The 24718-nt window shown below is 73.4% G+C and carries 20 protein-coding genes; 7 read left to right on the top strand and 13 right to left on the bottom strand.

What is annotated here, in order from left to right:
- Nucleotides 1-40: 40 nt before the first annotated feature.
- Both ASD90_RS06885 and ASD90_RS06880 read right to left on the bottom strand, forming a co-directional pair.
- Entirely contained in the window at nucleotides 41-1159 is a 1119-nt protein-coding gene (locus tag ASD90_RS06885; RefSeq protein WP_235506408.1) for a PDZ domain-containing protein, read from the bottom strand.
- Nucleotides 1160-1173: 14 nt separating this feature from the next.
- A complete protein-coding gene (locus ASD90_RS06880) occupies nucleotides 1174-1623 on the bottom strand; it encodes a molybdenum cofactor biosynthesis protein MoaE (RefSeq protein ID WP_056753216.1) in 450 nt (149 codons plus the stop codon).
- Nucleotides 1624-1766: 143 nt separating this feature from the next.
- On the opposite strand from ASD90_RS06880, the gene ASD90_RS06875 reads away from it, so the two are divergent.
- The gene (locus tag ASD90_RS06875; RefSeq protein WP_082588520.1) at nucleotides 1767-3644 is read left to right on the top strand and encodes a zinc-dependent metalloprotease; all 1878 of its coding nucleotides are present in this window, start codon (nucleotides 1767-1769) and stop codon (nucleotides 3642-3644) included.
- Nucleotides 3641-4264 carry an NUDIX hydrolase gene (locus ASD90_RS06870; protein ID WP_082588519.1) on the top strand — a complete coding sequence of 208 codons (624 nt, stop codon included), beginning with the start codon at nucleotides 3641-3643 and terminating at the stop codon, nucleotides 4262-4264. Before ASD90_RS06875 ends, ASD90_RS06870 begins: the two co-directional genes overlap by 4 nt.
- A gap of 74 nt (nucleotides 4265-4338) precedes the next feature.
- On the opposite strand, the gene ASD90_RS06865 is transcribed toward ASD90_RS06870, so the two are convergent.
- On the bottom strand, nucleotides 4339-4890 hold the full coding sequence (locus tag ASD90_RS06865) for a M48 family metallopeptidase (protein ID WP_056754580.1): 552 nt from the start codon (nucleotides 4888-4890) through the stop codon (nucleotides 4339-4341).
- A gap of 189 nt (nucleotides 4891-5079) precedes the next feature.
- Between ASD90_RS06865 and ASD90_RS23925 the strand changes: the two genes are divergently transcribed.
- The 3 genes from ASD90_RS23925 (at nucleotide 5080) to ASD90_RS06855 (ending at nucleotide 8113) form a co-directional block, all read left to right on the top strand.
- Entirely contained in the window at nucleotides 5080-5241 is a 162-nt protein-coding gene (locus ASD90_RS23925; protein WP_020143053.1) for a DUF5679 domain-containing protein, read from the top strand.
- A 239-nt stretch (nucleotides 5242-5480) separates the two neighbouring features.
- Entirely contained in the window at nucleotides 5481-6479 is a 999-nt protein-coding gene (locus ASD90_RS06860; RefSeq protein ID WP_056753213.1) for a hypothetical protein, read from the top strand.
- 302 nt (nucleotides 6480-6781) lie between these two features.
- The gene (locus ASD90_RS06855; protein WP_056753211.1) at nucleotides 6782-8113 is read left to right on the top strand and encodes an AarF/ABC1/UbiB kinase family protein; all 1332 of its coding nucleotides are present in this window, start codon (nucleotides 6782-6784) and stop codon (nucleotides 8111-8113) included.
- Nucleotides 8114-8120: 7 nt separating this feature from the next.
- On the opposite strand, the gene ASD90_RS06850 is transcribed toward ASD90_RS06855, so the two are convergent.
- From ASD90_RS06850 to ppk2, 6 genes are all read right to left on the bottom strand, one after another.
- Nucleotides 8121-8339, bottom strand: coding sequence for a hypothetical protein (locus ASD90_RS06850; RefSeq protein WP_056753207.1), 219 nt, complete (start codon nucleotides 8337-8339; stop codon nucleotides 8121-8123).
- Nucleotides 8340-8552: 213 nt separating this feature from the next.
- Nucleotides 8553-8687: a hypothetical protein gene (locus ASD90_RS24530; protein WP_255358547.1), complete on the bottom strand. Its 135-nt coding sequence runs from the start codon at nucleotides 8685-8687 to the stop codon at nucleotides 8553-8555.
- Nucleotides 8688-8761: 74 nt separating this feature from the next.
- Complete coding sequence (locus ASD90_RS06845) at nucleotides 8762-9049, bottom strand: WhiB family transcriptional regulator (protein ID WP_020143058.1); 288 nt, start codon at nucleotides 9047-9049, stop codon at nucleotides 8762-8764.
- Nucleotides 9050-9336: 287 nt separating this feature from the next.
- Nucleotides 9337-9624, bottom strand: a complete 288-nt coding sequence (locus tag ASD90_RS06840) for a hypothetical protein (protein WP_162260181.1) — start codon at nucleotides 9622-9624, stop codon at nucleotides 9337-9339.
- Nucleotides 9625-9740: 116 nt separating this feature from the next.
- Nucleotides 9741-11855 carry an ATP-dependent DNA helicase UvrD2 gene (locus tag ASD90_RS06835; RefSeq protein WP_304437880.1) on the bottom strand — a complete coding sequence of 705 codons (2115 nt, stop codon included), beginning with the start codon at nucleotides 11853-11855 and terminating at the stop codon, nucleotides 9741-9743.
- A 23-nt stretch (nucleotides 11856-11878) separates the two neighbouring features.
- A complete protein-coding gene (gene ppk2, locus ASD90_RS06830; protein WP_056753200.1) occupies nucleotides 11879-12718 on the bottom strand; it encodes a polyphosphate kinase 2 in 840 nt (279 codons plus the stop codon).
- A gap of 84 nt (nucleotides 12719-12802) precedes the next feature.
- Here ppk2 and ASD90_RS06825 point away from each other — a divergent pair, with 84 nt between their 5' ends.
- Complete coding sequence (locus ASD90_RS06825) at nucleotides 12803-13072, top strand: mycoredoxin (RefSeq protein WP_056753197.1); 270 nt, start codon at nucleotides 12803-12805, stop codon at nucleotides 13070-13072.
- 45 nt (nucleotides 13073-13117) lie between these two features.
- Here ASD90_RS06825 and nudC read toward each other — a convergent pair whose 3' ends face one another.
- Nucleotides 13118-14086: an NAD(+) diphosphatase gene (nudC, locus tag ASD90_RS06820; RefSeq protein WP_369793573.1), complete on the bottom strand. Its 969-nt coding sequence runs from the start codon at nucleotides 14084-14086 to the stop codon at nucleotides 13118-13120.
- A 119-nt stretch (nucleotides 14087-14205) separates the two neighbouring features.
- Here nudC and ASD90_RS06815 point away from each other — a divergent pair, with 119 nt between their 5' ends.
- Nucleotides 14206-15627: a phosphotransferase gene (locus ASD90_RS06815; protein WP_056753192.1), complete on the top strand. Its 1422-nt coding sequence runs from the start codon at nucleotides 14206-14208 to the stop codon at nucleotides 15625-15627.
- A gap of 42 nt (nucleotides 15628-15669) precedes the next feature.
- On the opposite strand, the gene ASD90_RS06810 is transcribed toward ASD90_RS06815, so the two are convergent.
- The 3 genes from ASD90_RS06810 to katG all read right to left on the bottom strand — a co-directional run bounded on the left by ASD90_RS06810 (nucleotide 15670) and on the right by katG (nucleotide 24689).
- Nucleotides 15670-19143, bottom strand: coding sequence for an ATP-dependent DNA helicase (locus ASD90_RS06810; RefSeq protein ID WP_056753189.1), 3474 nt, complete (start codon nucleotides 19141-19143; stop codon nucleotides 15670-15672).
- Nucleotides 19140-22376, bottom strand: coding sequence for an ATP-dependent DNA helicase (locus tag ASD90_RS06805; RefSeq protein WP_056753186.1), 3237 nt, complete (start codon nucleotides 22374-22376; stop codon nucleotides 19140-19142). The genes ASD90_RS06810 and ASD90_RS06805 overlap by 4 nt, the downstream gene beginning before the upstream one ends.
- 129 nt (nucleotides 22377-22505) lie before the next feature.
- Nucleotides 22506-24689 carry a catalase/peroxidase HPI gene (katG, locus tag ASD90_RS06800; protein WP_157623104.1) on the bottom strand — a complete coding sequence of 728 codons (2184 nt, stop codon included), beginning with the start codon at nucleotides 24687-24689 and terminating at the stop codon, nucleotides 22506-22508.
- Nucleotides 24690-24718: the final 29 nt, after the last annotated feature.

The following is a 24718-nucleotide window of genomic DNA, read 5'->3' as shown; positions in this document are numbered from 1 at the left end:
GCCGGTCGGCGTGAGTCGGCGCCGGTCGGCGTCGCCCGCGTCAGCAGCGCGGCAGCGAGCCCGTCTGGCCCTTGGCGATGGCCTCGACCGCCGTCCGGGCCTCGTCGAACGTGCCCACCTTGAAGACGTCGAGCCCGTCGGGCACGTGCCCGACGACCTCGTCGCAGTTGTCGGCCGGGGCGAGAAAGGACGTGGCGCCGTCGGATCGGGCACCCGCGAGCTTCTGCCGGATGCCGCCGATCGGGCCGACCCGGCCCTGGTCGTCGATGGTGCCGGTGCCGGCGACCTGGTGTCCCGCGGCCAGCGGGCCGGGCGTCAGCTTGTCGTAGATGCCGAGGGAGAACATCAGCCCTGCGGAGGGGCCACCGATCGCTCCTGCGTCGATGGTCACCTTGGCGGGGAAGTCGTGGTCGAGCCCGAGCAGGACGCCGAGAGCGGTGCGGCCGCCCTGACCCTCGACGGTGGGCACGTCGACCGTCTGCTCCTTGCCAGCGCGCGTGAGCGCCAGGGACACGCTCTCGCCCGGCTTCTTCTTCTGGAGCGCGTCGCGCAGCACCTGCGTCGTCGTGACCGGCTCGCCGTCGATGCGCTCGAGCCGGTCGCCGACCTTGAGCAGACCCTTCGCCTTGGACGTGTCGGTGATGCCGGCGATGGCGACGTGGGTCGGCACGTCCTGGCCGATGGCGCGCAGCGCGACGGCCGTCGCCTCCTCCTGCGAGCCTTCCATCTGGATGGCGTTCTCCTCGGCCACCTGCTCCTGGGTGACCTGCGGGTCGAAGACGTCGTCGACCGGGAAGACGTCGCGGGCGGGGTCGACCCACGCCTGCAGGATGTCCCATGCGTCGACGGGATAGCCCGGGCCGCCCTCGACGCGCACCGTGGTGAACCGCAGCGCGCCGTCCGTCGGGTAGGTCGGCAGGCCCGAGATCGAGATGATCGGCTTGTCGTTCGCGCCCGAGGTGCCGAGGGTGTCCTGCGTCGGGCCGGGGCTCATGACGGCGTAGGGCAGGTGCACGACCGACCCCACCACCATGATGACGAGGAAGAAGAAGAAGGCGGCCAGGACCGCCTTGTTGCCGCGCGTCAGGCTGGCGCTGTCCTCACCCTCGAGCACCTCGGCACGCGTCGGCAGGTCGGTGCCGGCGGGCTGCTCCGGCACGCGCCTGATCGTCCTCACGGGAGCCCGACCCACTCGTCGGCGCCGTCGGCGAACTGCTGGTGCTTCCAGATCGGGATGGTCGCCTTGAACTCGTCGATGAGCTCGCGGCAGACGTCGAACGCCTCCCCCCGGTGCTCGGCGCTGACGCCGACGACGACGGCGATGTCACCGACCTCGAGATGGCCCACGCGGTGGACCACGGCGAGGCGCACGGAGCGCCCGTCGGCTGCGAGCCGCTCGGCGAGCGCCCGCGCAGACTCGGCCGCCTGCGGGTGTGCCGAGTAGTCGAGCGCCGCCACGGTCTGGTCGGCCCCCTCGCCGGCCGCGACACGCGCGGGCCCGTCGTGGTCGCGGACCGTGCCGACGAAGAGGCACACGCCGCCGGCCCGGGGAGAGGAGACGCTCGTGAGCACCTCGTCGACCGACAGAGGTGTCTCACGGATCTCGGCAAGGGTGACCGTCACGCCCGCAATCGTATGCCGCCGCGCGGGCACCCGCGTCACGCAACCGCGCGCCGGGGTCGGGAACCAACGTGGTCGATCCGTGGTTGTCTTGGTGTACGGCCAGACGGCCGGCACGAGATCCGTTCGAGTGGGGATGAGCAGGCATGGCCGACGACCGTGGACGCGGTGACGACAACCACAGCGACAAGGACGACGTGTCCGGTGAGGTGCCTGGCGGCGAGCCCGCCGAGGGGCAGGGCGACCCCGCTCGGCAGGGCGACCCCGCTCAGCAGGCCGACTCCGCTCAGCAGGCCGCGTCCGACGACGAGGTCGGTCCGGCGGAGCCGGGCCGTGCGCCCGGCGACTCCCCCTTCGGTCTGCCGCTGAACCGCCCCGGAGGCGGCTCGCCCGGCTCCGGCTCCGGCCCGGTCGGGTTCGGCGGCGGCTTCGGCAGCGGGTTCGGCGAGGGCTTCCCGGGCCTGCCCGACCTCGGGGGCATGGACCCCTCGGACCTCGGCGCGATGCTCGAGAAGGTGCTCGGCGAGGCCGCCGACAACCCCGAGCTCGCCGAGGCGATGAAGAGCATGGGTGTCGACCCGCGCGACCCCGCGACTCAGGCCGCGATGCGGGCCCAGCTCGGCACCTTCATGGCCGCCCAGGAGTCGCCGACGGGATCACGCGACCTGGCGACCGAGGTCGCCCGCCGGCACGTGATGGCTGCCCAGGGCAACGACGTGCACGACGAGGCGGCGGCCCGCGCGGTCGCCGACGCCGTCGCGGTCGCGACCCTCTGGCTCGACGAGCAGACCACCCTCGCCTCCCCCGCCTGGCGGGCGACCGGCCTGAGCCGCGCCGAGTGGGTCGAGGCGACGATGCCGCGCTGGTTCGAGCTCATCGAGCCGGTCTCGGACGGCGTCACGGCCGCGACGTCCGACGCCATGCGCAAGCAGGTCGGCGAGCTCGGGCCCGAGGCGTTCGGCGAGGCGCTCCCCGAAGGCCTTCCGGAGGGCTTCGACCCGCGGCAGATGATCGAGCAGTGGGCGCCGATGCTCGGCAACCTCAGCCGCCAGATGTTCTCGGCCCAGCTCGGCCAGGCCGTCGGCACGCTCGCCACCGAGGTGGTGACCGGCACGGAGGTCGGCCTCCCGCTGACAGAGCCGGGTGTCATCGCACTCCTTCCGGGCAACGTCGCCGAGCTCGCCGAGTCGCTCGAGATCGACATCGCGCAGGTGCGGCTCTACCTCGCGGTCCGTGAGGCGGCTCGCGTCCGCCTCTTCTCCGAGGTGCCGTGGCTCGGACCGCAGCTGTTGTCGGCCGTCTCCGACTACGCCCGCAACATCACCATCGACACCGACGCCATCGAGTCGGCCCTGTCGACCATCGACCCGTCGGACCCCGAGGCGCTGCGCACGGCCCTGCAGGGCAACCTCTTCCGCCCGCAGCCGACGCCGGCCCAGCGTGCCGCGCTCGACCGTCTCGAGACCCTCCTCGCCCTGGCCGAGGGCTGGGTCGACCACGTCACCGACCGCACGACCTCGCGGCACCTGCCCCTGTCGGCGGCCCTGGCCGAGACGATCCGCCGTCGCCGTGTGGGCGGGGCGGCGCAGAAGACCTTCGCCGGTCTCGTCGGGCTCGAGCTGCGCCCGCGACGTCTGCGCGACGCGGCGAACCTCTGGGCCGCACTCGAGAGCGCCGGGGGCGCGACCCTGCGCGACGGCCGCTGGGCCCACCCGGACCTCGCACCCACGTCGGCCGACCTCGACGACCCGATCGGTTTCGTCGAGCGGGCGACCGGCACGACCCCCACGAGCGCGCTGCCCGAAGGCGCCGAGGGGCTGGGTGATGGGCTGGGCGCAGACCTCGACTCCGTGCTCCAGGGCATCCTCGAGGATGCCGACCGCGAGCGCGGCACGACGCCGGGCACGACGCCGGGCACGACCGCCGGCGACGCGGGCTCCCGCGGCGAGCAGCCCGACGCCCACGACGCCGAGAACACCGAGGACGGCGAGGACACCGACGGCGACGCAGGCCCCCAGCGGTGACCGGGGCGCCCTCCGCCCCTGCCGTGCCGACCGGCCCGCGTGGGCCCCTGCAGGGACCCGATGCTGCCGCTTGGCGCCGACTGCACGCCGACGCCCTCGAGCGGCTGGAGTCGTGGGATCCCCCCGACGAGCAGCAGGAGCAGCTGCGCCGGGAGTTCCTCGACCACCTGCACACCCACCCCGACGCCATGAGCAAGGCCGGCCCACCGGCCCACCTCACAGGCAGCGTCATCGTGCTCGACGAGGACGGCGGGTCGGCCCTGCTGACCCTCCACCGTCGGGCGCGCGCGTGGTTCCAGTTCGGCGGCCACTTCGAGCCCGGCGACGCCTCGGTGTGGCACGCGGCCACTCGTGAGGCGCGTGAGGAGTCGGGCATTGCCGACATCTCGGCGTTTCCGGAGATCGCCCAGCTCGATCGCCACATTCTTTCTGGAGATTTTGGCGCGTGCCGCGAGCACCTCGACATCCGCTTCGCGGCCACGACTCCGCGGTCCGCCGAGTCGACCGTGAGCACCGAGTCCATCGACGTGAGGTGGTGGCCTGTGGACGCCCTGCCCGAGGGCACGCGCGAGGACCTGCGGCCGCTCGTCGACGCCGGTCTGAGGCTGCGGCGACGCTGACTCCGCGACCGGTGCGGAGCAGCGCGTGACGGCATACGTGCCCGTATGCCGTCAGGCCCCGCGGGCGGGCGTGCTCACTCGTCGCTGAGGTCGAGGCCGGCGGCGGCGGAGACGCCCTGGAGGTAGCCGCGCGCACGCTCGAGGCGGGGATAGCTGCGCAGCAGCGCCCAGAACTCCGGGCCGTGCCCGGGCTGCAGCAGGTGAGCCAGCTCGTGCAGCAGGACGTAGTCGACGACCCATCCCGGCATGCCACGGAGCTTGTCGGACAAGCGAATCGAGCCCTCCGCGGGCGTGCACGAGCCCCAGCGCGAGTTCTGGTTGGAGACCCAGCGCACACTCGCCGGGACCGCCCGTCCGCCGAGGTGCTCGCGCGACAGAGCGAGGGCACGCTGCTCGAGATCGCCGTCGCTGCGCTGACGACGCTGCTCCGAGGCAGCGACCCGCGCCACCATGGTGCGCACCCACTCCCCCTCCTCGGCGCGGCTCATCCGTGCCGGGACGAGGACGACCAGGCGCCCCTCCTGTCGGTAGGCCGACACGGTGCGGCGACGCTTGGCGCTGCGGCGGACCTCGACGGTCACCCCGTCGACCACCGTGTGCACCACCTCACGTCGCACCGTCGCCATGAGGGCAGGGTAGGCCAGCGTGGGGACAACGCCCCGGAGCACGGGCCCGACACGGCCGCTCCCGCGCGTCATACCTCATCCCGCACGGGCGCGCCAAGCGGGGATGAGCATGATTTCGTGCTCAGCGTGCTCTAGGGTTGAACGAGTCGAGGTACCCGTCGGATGGGTGCCATCTACAAGGAGACATCAATGGCTGACGAGACCTACAAGGGCGAGTTCTACTGCGTGAAGTGCAAGGAGAAGCGCGAGGCCGAGGGCAAGGTTGTCGTGTCCGACAACGGTCGCCGCATGGCCAAGGGACAGTGCCCCGTCTGTGGCACGAACCTGAACCGCATTCTGGGCAAGGCCTGACCAGGTCGCGGCGGCGTCTCTGACGCCGCAGATCGAGGGGGCGGGACCACACGGTCCCGCCCCTTCGCGCGTGCCCGGGGTAGCGCGCGCCCGCCGTGCCCGGCCGGCGCGCGGTACCTGAGGCTCCCGGGGGCCGGACGGCGAGGCTGTGGACGACGGCCCCACGCACCCCGGAGCGGCTGCGAGCCTGACGACCGAGGGTGGCACCCGCTGGTGGCGTCACCGGGTCTGGAGGTCCGATGTCCGCTGCTCCCGTGCCGCCCCACCCCCGCGTGCCCGTCTGGCTCCGGCCGCTGACGAGGCGACGAGGCGAGGTCCAGTTCGGCGTGCTGCCCGGCGGTCCGGTGGTCACGGGCGTCAGCGAGGCCGAGGCCGACCTGCTCGCGCAGCTCGACGGCGCCCTGCCCCTCGCCTCGACCGACCGGGTGGCGGCCGAGGCAGGCATCGACCTCGCCCGGTGGCGGGCGCTGCTCCAGCTCGCGACCGACCTCGGCGTGGTCACGGACCGTGTGCCGACCACGACGGACTCCACTGCTGCGTCGAGCTCACCGACGTCGCCGGACACCTCACCCGGACGCGTCGTCGTCGACGGCTGCGGCCACGTCGCCTCCGACATCGCCGAGGCCCTGGCGCAGGCCGGCACGACCGTCGTGCACGGCCGGGCCGCGGTCGACCGGGCGGTCGCCGCACCCCTCCGGCCCCGACCCGACCTCGTGGTGCTCGTCGGCTCGCCCGTCGTCGACCCCCGCCGCGGTGACCTGTGGCTGCGGCACGGCATCCCGCACCTGCCCGTGGCACCGGCCGGACCGCGCACCGTCGTTGGCCCCCTCGTCGACGGCTCCTCCGGTTCGCCCTGCCTGTGGTGCCTCGACCCGCACCGCGCCGACCGCGACGCGGCGTGGCCCATGCTGATGAGCCAGGCCGCGCCCACGCGGACGCTCTCGCTCGCCGGTCCGCCAGACGGCCTGCACGACGCCCTGACGCCCGGGCTCGCGCACCTCGTCGTCGGCAGCGTGACGCTGCTCGTGACCGGAGTCCTCGAAGGTCACCCGCCCCCACCCGGGGTCTCCGTCGAGGTGAGCCTGCCGTGGCCGCGCATGGACCACCGCCGCTGGCCGACCCACCCGCTCTGCCCGGCGCACCCTGCCGCCGTCACGACGCCTGACACCGGTGCCCGCGCAGGTGCCCGCGCAGGTGCTGGCGGCTCCGCGGACGCGTGGCTCCGCCGCGGGGCGTGACCGCCGGCCAGGACGGAGGGACAGCCGTACGCGGACGGGCGCCACGCGTACGCCATCGGACGTCCACGTCGCCGGGAACCCGGCGGAAGTCGGCGGGAGTCGGCAGAAGTCGGCGGGAGTCGGCGGGCGGCCCGGGCCGACCCGCCAAGGCTGGACAGATGGTCGGACGCCTCAGCCCGGGGGGTACACATAGAGTCGAGGGTGGGGCGTCGACCCGCCGCCGCGCGATCTTTCGTGGTCGCCGGCGCCGGACCGACCGCTCGCGCCCGCACGAGACTGCCGACCGCCCGAGGAGGTGCGCCGTGACCGACCTGCCACGCAAGGCCGTCGTGCGCTCCGCCAAGCTCGCCACGGTGCCCCTCGGCTTCGCCGGTCGCACCGCCCTCGGCCTCGGCAAGCGGCTCGGGGGCCGGCCCGCCGAGATCGTGGCCGCCGAGCTGCAGGCCCGCACCGCCCAGCAGCTCTTCCAGGTCCTCGGGGAGCTCAAGGGCGGCGCCATGAAGTTCGGCCAGGCACTCTCGATCTTCGAGGCGGCCCTGCCCGAGGACCTCGCCGTGCACTACCGGACCATGCTGACCAAGCTGCAGGACAGCGCCCCGCCGATGCCGACGTCCTCGGTCCACGGCGTCCTGCGCGGCGACCTCGGCACGCGGTGGCGCAGCCGGTTCGAGTCGTTCGACGACCACCCCGTGGCCTCTGCCTCGATCGGGCAGGTGCACCGGGCCGTCTGGAAGGACGGCCGGGACGTCGCGGTCAAGATCCAGTACCCCGGAGCCGGCCCAGCGCTGATGAGCGACATCCGCCAGATCAGCCGGGTGGCCAAGGTCGCGGCGAGCTGGGTGCCCGGGATCGAGCTCGGCCCGATTCTCGACGAGCTGCGCGACCGGATGGCCGAGGAGCTCGACTACCGCCTCGAGGCCGAGTCGCAGGCGACCTTCGCAGCGGCCTTCGACGGCGACCCCGACTTCGCCGTGCCCCACGTCGTCGACGGCCGCGAGCACGTCATCGTGTCGGAGTGGCTCAACGGGCTCCCCCTGTCGCGGATCATCGCCGAAGGCACGCAGGAGCAGCGCGACACCGCCTCACAGCTGTACCTGCGCTTCCTGCTGGCCGGCCCGGCCCGGGCCGGGCTGCTGCACGCCGACCCGCACCCCGGCAACTTCCGGATCACCCCCGACGGCCGCTTGGGCGTCATCGACTTCGGGGCCGTCAACCGGCTCCCCGACGGCATGCCGCCCGAGATCGGGCCGCTGCTCACCACCGGTCTCGAGGGCAGCGCCGAGGACGTGCTCGAGGGGCTGCGCGCGATCGGTTTCGTCAAGAACTCCATCGACCTGGACCCGCAGCGCCTGCTCGACTACCTCGAGCCGTTCATGGCGCCCTTCCGCACCGACACGTTCACCTTCAGCCGGGACTGGCTCCGGGGCGTGTTCGCCCACATCAACGACCCGCGTCAGCCCAACTACGCCGTCGCCTACAAGCTCAACCTGCCACCCGAGTACCTCCTCATCCACCGCGTGTGGGGTGGGGGTATCGGGGTGCTCAGCCAGCTCGGTGGCACGGTGCACGGGCGAGCCGTCGTCGACGAGCTGCTTCCCGGCGCGGACCTGCCGCCCGTGGGCGACGACGCCTGACCGCTCGTCACCACCAGACGGGGTCGAGCTTGCTCTCGATCGAGCGGAGGTTCTCGCGGCTGCAGCGCTCGCAGGTCCACGTGGTGCGTCCGGCATCCGTGCCTCGGCTCCAGGTGCGCCGGGCCGCGGTCTGGTCCTCGGGCGGCGGGGTCGTGCCGCACCCGGAGCAGACGAGGGTCTCGTCACGGGCAGCGGCGTCGGTGGCCGCATCGGTAGAAGTGTTCACGGGGTTCTCCCTTCTCCTCCTTCGAGTATCCGCCGATCGGGGCGCCGTTCGTGGCGCCACGCGGGATCGCGGGTCGGACGGGAGGGGCGGGACGGCCGGCTCAGGAACGGAGTGCGAGTCCCCGGACGTGCGGAACCGCGGGTGACGTGCGCGTCACCCGCGGCTCGCTCACTCGATTCAGTTGTCCTGCAACGCGCCTCGAGGCGCGGTCGTTCACTTCTCGCTGTGGCGTCGACTGGCGCGGATCTCCTGGGCGATCAGCCGGGCGCTGCGACGGATGCCGCTGCGTTCCTGGCGCTGACTGCGCTGGTTGATCCGGTCGCGAGCCAGCATCTCGAGCTGGTTCATGACGATCTCCTGGTCTGTGGAAAGGGTTGCTGTCGGGGGCCATTGGCGTCTGGGTCATGCGTGGTCACGCAGGCTCAGGCAGCCACGGGGTGCTTGCGCGGACGGCCGCGGGGCCGCTTCCGAGCCACGATGGCGCCCTGGACGAGCAGCTGCCCGCCCCACACGCCCCATGGCTCCTGGCGCTCGAGGGCGCCGGCGAGGCACTGGACGCGCGCGGGGCAGAGCCCGCAGAGCGTCTTGGCGAACTCGACGTCCTCGGGTCGCTCGGCGAACCAGAGCTCCGCGTCGTAGTCGCGGCACGGAATGGTCTCGCCGACCTGCTCCGCCTCGGTCCTCATGTCGATCAGTTCGCTCAGCTGCATCGTTCTCACCTCCGTCTCCTGGGCGCCCGTGGTGGGGTGCCCCTGCTCACTCGTGTCTGGCTTGGCCCGAAGACCTGCACCGGTGGTGCGCGTCTCGGTCCTGCTGCTCGGCATCCGGGGAGTCATCTGTGTCCCTGATCTGTCAGGCACCCGGTCGGGTGCTCATCTGTCGGTGTCGGTGGTGCGGTGTGGAGCGGCATTCGGCCGGGAAACTCCCCCGGGAAACACGAAGGCCGCGGACCCGGTGATGTCGGGTTCGCGGCCTGGAGGTGAGGCTTCGGGTCTTGTCAGACCGGTGGCCTCCCAGAACGGGAGCGAACGACATCGAGGGTCTTGTAGGCGGGGAACGTGAGGCCGGCGACCGAGACGTCTCCCTGGATCGGAGCGCGGAAGTCGGCGACGCGGCCGCCCATGACGGCGGCGATGGACACAGTGGTCCCCTGCTCCGGAGCGTGGATGGCCGCAAGGCGGACCTGGCCGGTGGTCGGCCGCAGACGCACGGAAAGGACGCAGGAGACTGCGTTCATCGTCATCGTGGTGTTGTCCATCAGGCCGACCTCCTCACTTCTGCTCACGGGCCCCAGCTGGCCACCGAGACCACTGGGCTTGACTTCGTCAAGGGTACGCGTGCGCCTCGCGGGCGAACAACTGATTTAACGAAGTTTTCCGAACTTATTTTGCGCGGGTGCTGCTAACCGGCGGATTCCTTTGCCGCAGAACGGTTTTCGATGAGTTCTTGCGGGTCGGCGCCGGCGAGGATGGCGAGGACGTCGCTGCCGTACTGCTCGAGCTTGCGCGCGCCGACACCGCTGATCACGGACAGTCCACCCTCGTCGGAGGGCGTCCCCTCTGCGATCGCGGTGAGCGTCGCGTCGGTGAAGACGACGAATGCCGGCACGCTCGCCTCGCGGGCCACGGCGAGGCGCCACGTGCGCAACCGCTCGAACGTCGCCTCGTCGTAGGTGGGTGGGCACTCGTCGCAGCGACCCGTCTTGCGCTGCGCGGCGGAGACGAGCTCGGCACCGCACCCACGGCAGTGGGCGCGGCGCGCCACCTTCGGCGCGGACCGTTTGGACCCGCTGGACTTCGCCTCGCTGCGGGCACCCTGGCCGAGGATGTCGGCGGCGGGCGCGAGGAACCTCGAGACGCGCCGCGTGGCCCGGGCCCCTGGGGTGCGGGCGCCGGACCACGACAGGAAGAGCTGCTTGCGCGCCCGGGTGAGTCCGACGTAGAGCAGGCGCCGCTCCTCCTCGACGGCGTCGGGTCCCTCGGCCATCGAGATCGGCATGAGCCCGTCAGAGGCACCGACGAGGAAGACGGTGTCCCACTCGAGGCCCTTCGCCGCGTGCAGGCTCGCGAGCGTCACGCCTTGCACGGCCGGGGCGTGCTGCTCGGCCGCGCGCCGCTCGAGCTCGGCGACGAGCTCGGGCAGCCGGGCCTCGGGGGCCGCGGCAGCGATGTCGTCGGCGAGCGTCGCGAGCGCGGTGAGGGACTCCCATCGCTCGCGGGTGGCCCCGCTGCCCGCTGGTGGCTCGTGCGACCAGCCCGCGCCGGTGATGACGTCGCGCGTGATCTCACCGAGGGCCTTCTCGCCGTCGTCGCTCCGGGCTGCGCCGCGGAGCAGCAGGACGGCGTCGCGCACCTCCTTGCGCGCGAAGAACCGGTCGCCACCGCGCACGAGGTAGGCGACCCCGGCATCCGTGAGGGCCGACTCGAACGCTTCGGACTGGGCGTTGGTGCGGAAGAGGATCGCGATCTCGGCGGCCTGGTGGCCACCGTCCACGAGCGTGCGGATGCGGTCGGCGACGGCTGCCGCCTCCGCCGGGTCGTCGGCGTAGCTCGTCAGCTCGGGCGCGGGACCCGGCTCGGACTGCGCCAGCAGGCGCACCGCCCCGTCGCGCGCCGCCTGCGTGCCCGAGGCGACGATCGTGTTGGCGAGCCCGACGATCTGGGGCGTGGAGCGGTAGTTGCGCACGAGGCGCACGACCTGGGCGCCCGGGAAGCGCTTGGGGAAGCCGACGAGGTGCCTCGGGCTGGCACCCGTGAAGGAGTAGATGGTCTGGGCGGGGTCGCCGACGACGCAGAGGTCGTTGCGCTCGCCCAGCCACTGGTCGAGGAGGCGCTGCTGGAGGTCGTTGACGTCCTGGTACTCGTCGACGACGAACTGGCGGTACTGGCCCCGGACCGTGCGGGCGATGTCCTCCCGCTCGTCGAGGATGCCGACGGTGAGCAGCAGGACGTCCTCGAAGTCGATGACCCCGCGGCGCTGCTTGACGTCCTCGTACGCCTCGAAGAGGCGTGCCATGGCCGTGAGGTCGAGACCCGGGGGCTCACGGCGCTGCTCACGGGCGCGGGCGGCATACGACTGCGGCGTCAGGAGGTTGACCTTGGCCCACTCGATCTCGGCTGCCAGGTCGCGGACGGTGGTGCGATCGAACTGCATGCGCAGCCGGCTCGCCGCCTCGGCGACGGCCGCGGCCTTGTGGCTCATCACCTCGGGGGCCGCGCCGCCGATGGCCTGCGGCCAGAAGAAGTGCAGCTGCCGCAGCGCGGCGGCGTGGAAGGTGCGGGCCTGGACTCCCTGCACCCCGAGCCCGCGCAGGCGCGTGCGCATCTCGCCGGCGGCGCGGGCCGTGAAGGTCAGCGCGAGCACCCGTTGCGGCTGCTGCGCACCCGAGTGGACGGCATACGCGATGCGGTGGGTGATGGCACGCGTCTTGCCCGTGCCCGCACCCGCGAGGATGCACAGCGGGCCCGGCGGGGCCATCGCGACCTCGCGCTGCTCCGGGTCGAGCCCGGCGAGGATCTGGTCGGCGGACGGTACTGCGCTCAGGAGCGATCACCCTTCGAGGTGGCCAGCACGCTCGCGGCGTGGTCCGGCACGTAGTTCTGCTCGTGCTGCGGCGGGCGTTCGTAGCCGCGCGGAGCGGGGCGCTTGGGCACGGGCGGCACGTCCGGCGTCACGGCGGCGTGCGGGATCGAGCTGAGCAGGTGGTGTATGACGTTGAGGCGCGAGCGGCGCTTGTCCTCGGACTCGACGACGTGCCAGGGCGCCCACTCGGTGCTCGTCGCGGCCATCATGATGTCCTTCGCCTCGGAGTAGTCCTCCCACCGGGTGATCGACTCGAGGTCCATCGGCGAGAGCTTCCACTGGCGCATGGGGTCCTTGGCCCGGCTGCGGAAGCGGCGCTCCTGCTCGACGTCGGAGACGCTGAACCAGTACTTGCGCAGGATGACGCCGTCGTCCACGAGCATCTGCTCGAAGAGAGGCGCCTGCTCGAGGAAGCGGGCGTACTGCGCGTCGGTGCAGAAGCCCATGACCCGCTCGACCCCGGCGCGGTTGTACCAGGACCGGTCGAACAGGACGATCTCGCCCGCCGCGGGCAGGTGGGCGATGTAGCGCTGGAAGTACCACTGCGTCTTCTCGCGGTCGGTCGGCGCCGGCAGGGCAGCGATGCGCGCGACGCGGGGGCTGAGGTACTCGGTGATGCGCTTGATGGCCGACCCCTTGCCGGCGGCGTCGCGTCCTTCGAACACGACGACGACCCGCTGACCCGTCGCCCGCACCCACTCCTGGAAGGCGACGAGCTCGGCCTGAAGACGACGGACCTCGGTCTCGTAGACGTCGAGGTCCATCTTGGGGGGTCGTTTTGCGCCGCGCTTGGCCATGGGGTCATCCTTGCACCGAGGGACGACGCCCGTGGGGGCCGTCCCCACCACCGTGCACGACGCACACACGACGAGTAGGAACCGATGCCCGAGCTCACCCAGGTCACGCCCGACGAGGGCTCGATCACGATGTTCACGACCACGTGGTGCGGCTACTGCACTCGCCTCAAGGGCCAGCTGGCGCGCGAGGGCGTCCCCTTCACCGAGATCGACCTCGAGGCCTACCCCGAGCACGTCGACTTCGTCGAGCACGTCAACGGTGGCAACCGCACCGTCCCGACCGTCGTCTTCCCCGACGGCTCGGCGGCGACCAACCCGTCGCTGGCCGAGGTGCGTTCGCGCCTCGCGGGCTGACCCGCCGGGCGGACCCGCCGCGCGGACCCGCCGGGCGGACCCCGCTCAGAAGGCGGTGTCCGCGCCCGGCGCGACGACGGACTCGACCGTCTGGCCGAGCCAGTGCTCGATGATCCGCTTGGCGATGGAGATGCCGCTCGGGGTGCGGATCGTCCCGCCGCGCAGCAGGTCGCGGTACTCCTCGCGGCTCACCCAGCGCGCCTCGGCCATCTCGACGGGGTCGATCGTCAGCTCGGTCTCGCGCGTCGTCGCCTCGAACCCGATCATGACCGACGACGGGAACGGCCACGGCTGGTTGCCGAGGTAGCGCACCGCCTCCACCGTGACACCGACCTCCTCGGCGACCTCGCGCGCGACCGCGGACTCGAACGCCTCCCCCGGCTCGACGAAGCCCGCGAGCACCGAGAACCGCCCCTCGGGCCAGTGCGCCCCGCGCCCGAGCAGCAGCCGGTCGTCGGGGTCGACGACCGACATGATGACGGCGGGGTCGGTGCGGGGGTAGTGCTCGCTGCCCTCGCGCGCGCACCGCCGCACCCAGCCGGCCTGCCGGGGCTCGGTCGGCGCCCCGCAGCGGGGGCAGAAGCGGTGGGTCGAGTGCCAGTTGGCCAGTGCCAGCGCGGTCGTGAAGACGCCGGCGTCGCGGGGCGCGAGCGCCTCACCCGCCTGCCGCAGGGTGAGCCAGCCTGCGGACTCCGCTCCCGGACCGTCGCCAGACGGCTCGCTCTCGACCTCCGTCGAGACGACGCCCACGTATGCGGTCCCGTCGCCGTCGCGGCCGAGGTGCAGTCCGAGGCGGGCGTGGTCCTCGGGCTCGGGGGCGCGGGTCAGGAGGGTCAGCGCGTCGTCGCCCGCGTCGTCGACCCGCATCCGGTCGCCCCGGATCTCGGCCACGCGGGTCCGCGGGTCGTCGAGCAGCTCGGTGAGGACATCGGGCCGGCGGCGCTCGAGAGCCACCCGGTCCAGGGAGCTGCGCGAGAGCGCGAGGTCGGCCAGGGTCTCGTCGGTCACTGCCACGCGACCCACCCTAGGGCGGCGAGCCGGCACCGTCGCACCGGTGTCGAGGCTGCACCGAACCGACCGGCGCCGGGCGTCGCCTCCCACGCTCGGCGCGTCCCTCGACCTACGGTGGAGACGTGACGCGCAGCCCGCTCTTCCTCGCCGCCCTGGCGAGCTCGGCCGTGCCGGGCCTCGACCCGGTGACGGTCGAGGGCGTCCCGGGCGAGCCCGGAGACCTCTTCGAGATCGCGTACGTGCAGGACAGCCAGGACCGCCGCTGGGTCGTCAAGGCGCCCTGCACCGCTGCGGCCGGCGCCATGCTCGACGACATCTCGGCGCTGTCGGGCCTGCTCGGGCGGCGGCTCGACGTGGCCATGCCGATGGTCCGCGGACTCGCCCAGGTGCCGGAGGGCCGAGCCGCGGTCTACCTGCGCGTTCCGGGCCGGCCGCTCGACTTCTCCGGGCTCCGGCCCGGGCCCCTGACCGCCGAGGTCGGCCGCACGCTCGCCCACATCCACAACGTCGAGCACCTCCTGTTCGAGGAGGCCGGACGACCCACCTACGACGCCGAGGCCCACCGTCGCCGCCAGCTCTCCGAGCTCGACCGCGCCGCCGCGACCGGGCACGTGCCGACGGGCCTGCTCACGCGGTGGGAACACGCCCTCGAGGACGTCTCGCTGTGGCGCTTCGCTCCCTGCGCGGTGCACGGCACCTTCATCGGCCAGAACGTCCTCGCGTCGTTCGACGACGACGGCGACTCGTCGAGCGGTCACGTCCGTGGCGTGCTCGCCTGGGAGGCCAGCCGCGTCGGCGACGCGGCCGACGACTTCGCCGAGCTCGCCAGCCTCGCGCCCGCCGAGACCCTCGATGCCGTCCTCGAGGCCTACGCCGAGTCGCGCATCGAGCGACCCGACGTGCACCTGGTGCGCCGCGCCCGGCTCGCAGCCGAGATGGCGCCGCTCCGATCCCTGCTCCACGCCCTGGCCTCGGGGCAGCTCGACGTCGTCGAGCGCACCGCCGAGGAGCTGCGCGCCCTGGACGCGCGGGTCGAGGAGGACGACCGCCGTCACGCGCAGGAGGACGCCGAGCGCAGCGAGCGCACGAGGCAGGCGCGTGAGCGCGCGGCGGTCCTTCTCGACCCGGACGACCCCGAGCGGCCCGAGCCGGAGTGGGACGCGACCCAGCCGCACGCGCCCTTCCCGATGCTCGGTGAGACCCAGGCCATCTCCATGACGACCCTGCTCGACGAGCCGCAGGAGTACGTCGCGGGGACAGCCGCCGACCGTTCCGCGCCCTCCCCCGAGCCAGTCACCGGCGACGTCGAGGAGGGGCCGACGTGGGCTCACGCCGACGACCCCGAACCGGAGCCCTCCCCGTGGCCGGAGGGCGCGGAGGAGGACTCGCAACCCGTGCCGGTCATGGCGGCCGATGCCGATGCGTCCACCTTCGAGATCGACGAGGTCGAGGCCCTGCCCGAGGACGCCGACGGAGTGCTCGACCTCCACGAGGGCGCCTCCGACTTCATCGCCGTCGAGCACCGTCCCGAGCACCCGGCCTGACTCCCACTCGACTGGGACGGGGCGCTCACTCGAGTGGCGCTGCTAGTCGGGCAGGGTGCGCAGGAGGTCGACGAGGGCGGGCTCGCCCGGCAGCTCGGGGCGCACCGTGACGCCCTCGCCCGCGTAGTAGAACGCCGCGTCGACGAGCGACGCGTCCACGCCGCGCAGCCGGGCGAACGCCACGGCATACGCGCCGAGCTGGAGGGCACGGACGGTGGCGTCGCGCCCGGTGGGGCGGGCGCCCGTCTTCCAGTCGACGACCGTCCACCCGCCGTCGTCGCGCGGGAAGACGGCGTCGACCCGACCACGGACGGCGATGCCGTCGATGACCGTCTCGATGGACATCTCGATCTCCTCGGGGATGCGGTCGGCCCACTCGCTGGCCAGGAAGCGCTCCTTCATCTCGTCGAGGTCTCCGTCGTCGGCCGCGCCCTCGTCGGCGCTACCGGGGAGGTCGAGCAGGTCGACGAAGGCCGCGCGGGAGTAGTGCTCCTCGATCCACGCGTGGAAGGCCGTCCCCTGTCGGGCGGCGACGGCCGGCGGGCTCGGCATCGGGCGCCGCAGCGACATCGCGAACGCCTCGGCGTCTCGGGCCAGCGAGACGACCGCGGAGGCCGAGAGGTGCCGTGGGACGTCGACGACGGACTCGCCGCGGGATCGACGAGCCGCTTGCTCGGCGAGCAGGATCCGGAGGTCGTCCACGCGCGGGTCACCTGTTGGCACGGTCGGCCCCGCGTCGACCAGAGAGACGATCCGACGGTGCGCGTCGAGCAGTCCGGCACGTCGCACCCCCATCGGGTCGTGGGGCCACAGCTGCGAGATCGGGACGGCGAGGTGAGGGTTGGTCGGCGCCGACGCCTTGCCCTTGTCGTCGACGACCGGCTCCGGAGCAGCAACCCACGCCGTGCGCACGACGGAGCCGGGCGCCGAGTCCTCGACCTCGGCCAGGAAGCGCGAGGGCACCGACAGCGTCTTCTTGGCCGCGCCCCAGAGATGGGTCGTGAGGAGCATCGACGACCGCGCGCGCGTCAGCGCGACGTAGGCGAGACGGCGCTCCTCGGCGACGGCGTGACGCCCGCCGTCGAGGACGAACTCGTCGATCACGGCGCTGAGCGCCTTGCGGTCGGGCACCCCTCGCCAGTCGAGGTGGGGCAGGCCGGCCCGGTCACCGCGCAGGTCGTACGGCAACGAGTCGAGCCCGATGAGCCAGCCCTTGTCCTTGACGTCGCCCGAGCAGGCGTATGCCGTGGGCTCGCTGTCCGCCACAGGTGCGACCGCGGTCGCGCCGTGTGCCGGGAAGACGCCCTCGACGAGAGTCGGCACGGCGACGACGTCCCACTCGAGGCCCTTGGCCGCGTGCACGGTGAGCACCTGCACGGCGTCGGCGTCGGACTCGGTGTGCCCGGCGTCGAGGCCTCGCTCCTGGTCTCGCGCTGCGTCGAGCCAGCTGAGGAAGCCCGAGAGCGTGGGCCGGTCGGCGGTCGTGGCATAGCGAGCCGCGACGTCGGCGAAGGCGTCGAGGTGCACGCGCGCGGTCGACGCCGTGTGCTCGGGACGTGAGAGCACCTCGATGTCCAGACCGATCGCCACCTCGGCCTCCGCGACGAGGTCGACGAGAGGCAGCGCCGTGAGCCGACGCAGCCGGCGCACGACGTCGCCGAGATCGTGCAGCCGGGCCAGGGCCTCGTCGCCGATGCGGGCACCGTCCCGTCCGGTCCAGCCGGCCCGCGGCAGGTCGTCGAGGGCCTCGACGAGGGTGGCGGTGTCGGCGCTGTCGGCCGCGAGGTCGGAGCCGCGCCGGTCGGAGGTGGGCGCGTCGCCCGGCTCGGTCCCGTCGGGTTCCACTGTCGGGTCGGCAGCGCCGTCAGCGCCGGCAGCGCCGGGTTCGACCGTCGCGGCGACCGTCGCGCCACCCGTCGCGGCCCCTGTCGCGGCCGTGGTCGCGGCGGTGCCCCCGACACGCGGCGTCCTGGAGTGCAGCTCGCGCGCCCAGGCCCACAGCCCGGCCAGGTCGGCGGCGCCGAGGCGGACGACGGGCCCGGTGAGCAGGCGCATCAGCTGGTCGCCGCGGCTGGGGTCCTGCACGACCCAGAGGGCGGCGACGAGGTCGCTGACCTCGGGTGTGACGAGCAGTCCACCGAGGCCGACGACCTCGACGGGCAGCTGCCGGCGGCGCAGGGCCTCGAGCACGACCGGGAAGGTCGAGCGTCGCCGGCACAGCACGGCCGCGCTGCGACCGGTGCGGCGTCCGCTCGGGCTGAACCAGTGCGAGGCGATCCAGCCGGCGAGGTGGTCGGCCTCCTCCTCGGCCGTCTCGAGCCGGGCCACCTCGATGGTCCCGACCCCGGCGCCCGGGCGGGGTCGGAGCGGCTGCACGTGCTCGGTCGCGAGCGGCGCGGCGACGGCGTTGGCCGCGTCGAGGATGAGCGAGTCGTTGCGCCAGCTCGTCGAGAGCGGCAGCACGTCGGCCGGGCCCGCCTCGCCGGCGAACTCGGTCGGGAAGCGCAGCAGGGTGGTCGCGCTCGCACCGCGCCAGCCGTAGATCGACTGGTTGGGGTCGCCGACGGCGGTCAGCGCGACGCCAGGGTGGTGGAAGAGCGACCGGAGCAGCTCGAGCTGCGCCTCGGAGGTGTCCTGGAACTCGTCGAGCAGCACAGCCCGGAACCGCTCGCGCTCGATCTCACCGACAGCGGGCACCGAGCGGGTGAGCCGGGCGGCGATGGCCATCTGGTCGGCGAAGTCGAGCGACTCGCGCTTGCGCTTGAGGGCGAGGAAGGCCGAGACGATCGGCAGGACCGTGCGCCGCTCGCGCAGGACGGCGATCGCGTCGCGGGCGGCGGTGAGCGACCCGCGGCCCTCCCCGTCGGGCAGAGCGTCGAGACGCGCGAGCACGGCGTCGAGGTGCTCCATGACCTCGTCGGGCGTGCGCACGTGCTCGGCCATCTCGCCGGCGAGCGCCATGACGGCCTGGATGACGGTGGCCTCGCTCTTGACGACGTCGTCCATGGGCCCGTCCCATCGGGACACCGCCTCGGCCGCGAGCTGCCAGGCGCCGGCTTCGGTGAGGATCCGGAACTCCGGCTCGATGCCCACCCGGAGGGCGTGCTCGCGGACGAGCCGGCCGGCGTACGCGTGGTACGTCGAGACGGTGGGGGTGCCACCGAGCACCTCGGCACCCGTGCCGTCGTCGGCGGGCGGGGTCCAGATGCCGGCGCGCTCGAGGCCCCGCAGTCGTCTGGCGATACGTTGAGAGAGCTCGGCGGCCGCCTTGCGGGTGAAGGTGAGACCGAGCACCTGGTCGGGGTCGACGAGGCCGTTGGCGACGAGCCACACGACGCGCGCGGCCATCGTCTCGGTCTTGCCCGAGCCGGCCCCGGCGACGACGAGCAGCGGCCCGGCACCGGCCTCGATCACCGCAGCCTGCTCGTCGGTGGGCGGCGGCATCTCGAGCGCGGTCGCGATGTCGAAGGCGCTGTGCTGCACGGTCGTCGCCGGCGGAGCCTGTGTCGTCGTCACAGCGCGTCCCCCTCGGGCTGGACGGGGCACGACGACCGCACGGGGCACGTCTCGCACGCCTTGCCCTGAGCCGCCCGGAACTCGCCGGCGCCCATCCCCTCGGCCGTCTGCTCGACGAGCGCCCGCGCCCACGTCGGGTCGTCGCTGCTCGCGAGCGGCGGCTGGGGAAGCACGCTGGGCTTGAGCCCCGACAGGCCGCCCTTGCCGATGAAGACGAGCGCAGCCCCGGCGCTGCGGTCGCCGAGGGCCGGGAAGCCCCCCTCCTCGACGGCCACCTGGTAGGCGCCGAGCTGGCCGTGCTGGGCCAGCTCGGCCCGCGTCGGCTTGGACTTGCCCGTCTTGAGGTCGACGATGCGCACGCGGCCGTCGGCGTCGCGCTCGATGCGGTCGACGCGCCCGGCAACCACGGCGCGTCCGACCTCGACCCGGAAGTCTGTCTCGATGCCGACGCGCTCCCAGTCCCGCTCGGCGCCGTCGCGGTAGGCCGCGAACCGGGCCACCATGTCGTGCGCCTCCTGGTGGGTGCGGTCGGTGACCCAGCCCGGCGTGAGCCCGAGGCGGCCCCAGCGCGCGTCGACCTCGTGCTTCAGCTCGTCGAGCGGAGCGTCGGGCAGCCCCGCGACGATGTCGTGGACGAACGTGCCGACGGAGGCCGCGCCGAGCGAGACGCCCTCGCCGCCGACCGACGTGAGGAACCAGCGCAGCCCGCACTCGGCGAAGTAGGTCACCTTCGACGGCGACACCGGCACGGGCTCGTCGGGCCGACGCACGGGCCGCTCGCTCGTGACGGACCGCAGCGCCCACCACGAGGCCGGGTCGGCCCCGCGCACGCCCTCACGCGCAGCAGCCGCGAGCAGGTTGAGGGCCGGCTCGGCGACGCCCGGCTCGGGGCTCACCGCCTCGCGGCGCAGCTCACCCACGAGCCCGGGCAGGGTCATGGTGCGCGCGACGTCGGAGTGCGGACGCACCTCGTCGGCGAGCCGGGTCGTCGCGGGCGGGTCGACGAGGTCGAGGTAGACCGAGGGTTGCTCGTCCTCGTTGCCGACCGCGGTGACGAGCAGGCGCTCGGTGGCCCGGGTGACGGCGACGAGGAAGAGGCGAGTCTCGTCGTAGCGCACCGCCGCCTGGGCGGCCCGGAAGCCGAGCGGCCGCTGGGCGACGACGTCGACGAGGTCCTCGGACCCCAGGACCGAGCCCCGCAGCCGCAGGTCGGGCCACACGCCCTCCTGGACCCCGGCGACGACGACGATGCGCCACTGGCGGCCGGCGGCGGTCTGAGGTGTCAGCAGCGCGACGCGGCCACCGGACTGGCCGCCGACGAGAAGGGTGTCGCCCGGGACGTCCTGGCCCTGGATGTGCTCGAGGAACTTGTCGGGGCCGGCTGTGGGCAGCCGGTCGACGAAGGCACCCGCGGCGTCGAAGAGCGCGAGCACGGCGTCGAGGTCGCGGTCGGCCCGCTCACCCGACGAGCCACCCGAGAGCGCCTGGCGTCGCCATCCGTCGGCGACCCCCGCACCCTGCCAGACGGCCCAGAGCACCGACTCGGCCGTGACCCCCCGCGCCCATCGGCCGTCGTCGCCGACGCGAGCCGCCGCAGCCCCCGCCGCCAGCGCCGTCGCGATGCGCTCGGCGGGCCGTGCGGTCGACCCCAGCATCCGAGCGCGCGGCACCGACTGCAGCAGCTCGGCGAGCAGCTCGTCGCTGGATCGCCCACCGCCGGAGGCGAGCTCGTCCTGCCGGAGCAGTCGCCGGAGTCGGCGCAGCCCCACGGTGTCGCTCCCCCCGACGGGCGAGAGCACGAGATCGGCTGCGCGCACCGGGTCGATGACGTGGGTCTCGCCGCGATGCTCGGCCCGGGCGATCGCGATGCTCTCCTCGAGCAGGTGCAGCAGCGGGCGGACCGCGCTCTCGTCGCGCACCGGCGTCTCGGCACTGCCCGCCTGGACCGGCACCCCGGCCTGCCCGAGGAGGCGACGCATCGCGTCGGCACGCCCCGAGCCACGCACGATGACGGCCATGTCGGTCCAGGGCACGCCCTCGACGAGGTGGGCCCGGCGCAGCAGGGCCGCCACGTGCGCCGTCTCCTGGGCCGCCGACCGCAGCAGCGCGACCTCGACGGCGCCTCGCGACGGGTCTGCGGTGGCGGGCGTCATCCGGCGCTGCTCACCGCCACCGAGCGCCCCGATGCGCCGCGAGACCCGGTCGGCCACGCCGACCATCGCCTCGCCGAGCCGGTGGGTCCGGTCGAGCACGACGGTCTCGCTCGCACCGTCGCCGGCGTCGTCGATGAGGTCGAAGAGACCGCCGACGAAGCGCGGGTCACGGCCTGCACCCGCGAGGTCGGTCCAGCCGTCGGCGAGGAAGCGCGGGTCGGCGCCGCGGAAGGTCTGGACCGCGACGTCGGGGTCGCCGAGAAGGACCACCCGTGGACCACCGGGTCGGGCGACGACGCGCAGCAGCCGCGCCGCGGCGGACGTCAGCTCCTGGGCCTCGTCGACGACGACGAGGCGGATGCGCTCGTGGAGCCGGTCGAGGGCCGACGGGTCGTCGTCGAGCAGCTCGGCGACGGCCGTGAGCACCCATGCGGGGTCGTAGGAGCCGTGTCTGCTGAACGAGGTGACCTGGTCGTACTCGCGCAGCACGTGCGCGGCCGCCGCCCACTCGGGCCGGTCGTGCTCGACCGCGAGCCGGGCGAGGTCGTCGGGAGCCTGCCCCAGCTCGACCGAGCGCATGAGCAGGTCGCGCAGCTCGTTGCGGAAGCCCCGCGTCGCCAGGGCCTCACGCAGCTCCTCGGGCCATGACGGCCCGCGCACCTCACCGGAGGCGTGCCCGGCGAGCAGGTCGCGCAGGATGACGTCCTGCTCCGGTCCGTTGAGCAGGCGCGGTGGCGGGTCGCCCCGAAGCGCCGCCTCGGCCCGCAGGACGCCGAAGCCGAACGCCTGCCACGTGCGCGCGAGCGACTCGGTCGACGTGCCGCCGAGCCGCGCGGTGACCTGCTGGCGCAGCTCGCCCGCTGCGCTGCGGCTCGAGGTCAGCACGAGGCACGAGTCGGCCCGCAGACCCTGCCGGCGCACGGCGTCGACGACCAGCTCGACGGCCACCGTGGACGTGCCCGTGCCGGGGCCGCCGAGGACCCGCAGCACGCGCGCGGACGAGTCGAGGGCGGCCTGCTGGCGCTCGTCGAGCCGCACCTGCACCGGGGCGAGGGCAGGAGCTCGACGGAGGATGACCACCGGAGGATTCCATCACGCCCGACCGACAGCGTGCTCGGCACAGGGCGTATGCCGCGTGCATCCTCACGTGGGCACGCGAGGGCCCGGGACGGCATACGCCATCCCGGGCCCGGGCGAGGGGTCAGGCCGTCACCTGACGTCGAAGCGGTCGGCCTCCATGACCTGCGACCACGCGGCGACGAAGTCGTGGACGAACTTCTCGGCGGCGTCGTCGCTCGCGTAGACCTCGGCGAGGGCACGCAGCTCGGAGTTGGAGCCGAAGAGCAGGTCGACGCGGCTGCCGGTCCACGTCTGCTCGCCGGCGGCGTTCGTCGCGGTGAACTCGTCGGCACCCTCGCCGACGGCGGTCCACGTCGTGCCGAGCTCGAGCAGGTTGACGAAGAAGTCGTTCGTCAGCGTGCCGACGCGGTCGGTGAGGACGCCGGTCGTCGAGCCGCCGGTGTTGGCGCCGAGGACGCGCAGACCGCCGACGAGCACCGTCATCTGCGGGGCCGAGAGACCGAGCAGGTTGGCGCGGTCGACGAGGAGGTACTCGGCGGGCACGCGACCGGGCTTGCCGACGTAGTTGCGGAAGCCGTCGTGCTTCGGCTCGAGGTAGCCGAACGACTCGACGTCGGTCTGCTCCTGCGAGGCGTCGACCCGACCGGCACGGAAGGGCACCTCGACCGTGACTCCGCCTGCGGCAGCGGCCTGCTCGACCGCGACGTTGCCGCCGAGGACGATGAGGTCGGCGAGCGAGACGGTGGCGCCGCCACGACCGTTGAAGTCGGCCGCGATGTCCTCGAGGGTCCGCAGGACGGTCGCGAGCTCGGCGGGGTCGTTGACGTCCCAGCCGCTCTGCGGCTCGAGGCGGACGCGGGCACCGTTGGCCCCACCGCGCTTGTCGCTGCTGCGGAAGGTCGACGCTGATGCCCACGCGGCCTTGACGAGCTGGGTCACGGTGAGGTCGGACTCGGCGACGGCCTGCTTGAGCGTCGCGACGTCGTCGGCACCGATCGGCTCACCGGTGGCGGCCGGCAGCGGGTCCTGCCAGAGCAGCTCCTCCTGCGGCACCTCGGGTCCGAGGTAGCGCGCGACCGGGCCCATGTCGCGGTGGGTCAGCTTGAACCAGGCGCGGGCGAAGGCATCGGCGAACTCGGCGGGGTTCTCGTGGAAGCGGCGCGAGATCGTCTCGTATGCCGGGTCGACCCGCAGCGACAGGTCGGTCGTCAGCATCGTGGGCAGTCGCTTGGCGCCGCCCTCGTCGGGCGCCGGGATGATCGCCTCGGCGTCCTTGGCGACCCACTGGGCCGCGCCGGCGGGGCTCTGGGACAGCTCCCACTCGTGGCCGAAGAGCATGTCGAAGAAGCCGTTGTCCCACTGGGTCGGCGTGGGCGTCCACGTGACCTCGATGCCGGAGGTGATGGCGTCCTTGCCCTTGCCGGTGCCGTAGGTGTTGATCCAGCCCAGGCCCTGCTCCTCGAGGCCGGCGGCCTCGGGCTCCTTGCCGACGTACGTCAGCGGGTCGGCGGCGCCGTGCGTCTTGCCGAACGTGTGGCCGCCGGCGATGAGGGCGACCGTCTCCTCGTCGTTCATCGCCATGCGGGCGAAGGTCTCGCGGATGTCGCGAGCCGCGGCGAGCGGGTCGGGGTTGCCGTTGGGGCCTTCGGGGTTGACGTAGATGAGACCCATCTGGACGGCCGCGAGCGGGTTCTCGAGGTCGCGCTCGCCGCTGTAGCGCTCGTCGCCGAGCCACTCGGCCTCCGAGCCCCAGTAGACGTCGGCGTCCGGCTCCCAGACGTCCTCGCGTCCGCCGCCGAACCCGAAGGTCGCAAAGCCCATCGTCTCGAGGGCGACGTTGCCGGTGAGGACCATGAGGTCGGCCCACGAGAGCTTCTGGCCGTACTTCTTCTTGACCGGCCACAGCAGGCGGCGGGCCTTGTCGAGGTTGCCGTTGTCGGGCCAGGAGTTGAGCGGGGCGAAGCGCTGCTGCCCGGCGCCAGCGCCGCCGCGGCCGTCCTGGACCCGGTAGGTGCCGGCGCTGTGCCAGGCCATCCGGATCATGAACGGGCCGTAGTGGCCGAAGTCGGCGGGCCACCACTCCTGCGAGTCGGTGAGCACGGCGGCGATGTCGGCCTTGACGGCGGCGAGGTCGAGGCTCTCGAAGGCCGCGGCGTAGTCGAAGTCGTCACCGAGCGGGTTGGCGACCGCGGGGTTCTTGGCGAGGATCTTGAGGTCGAGGCGGTTCGGCCACCAGTCCTCGTTGCTCGTGCCCGCGGGGCGGGTCGACCGGTCGTGGGCCACGGGGCACTTGCTGGCCTCCGGCTCGTTCATCTCGCCGACTTCGGCGTTGGGCTGGTGGA

It is taken from the genome of Terrabacter sp. Root181 (genome assembly GCF_001428505.1).
Taxonomy (GTDB): domain Bacteria; phylum Actinomycetota; class Actinomycetes; order Actinomycetales; family Dermatophilaceae; genus Terrabacter.
Note: the sequence above shows the minus strand (reverse complement) of the source record. Positions and strands in the feature narration are given on the sequence as shown.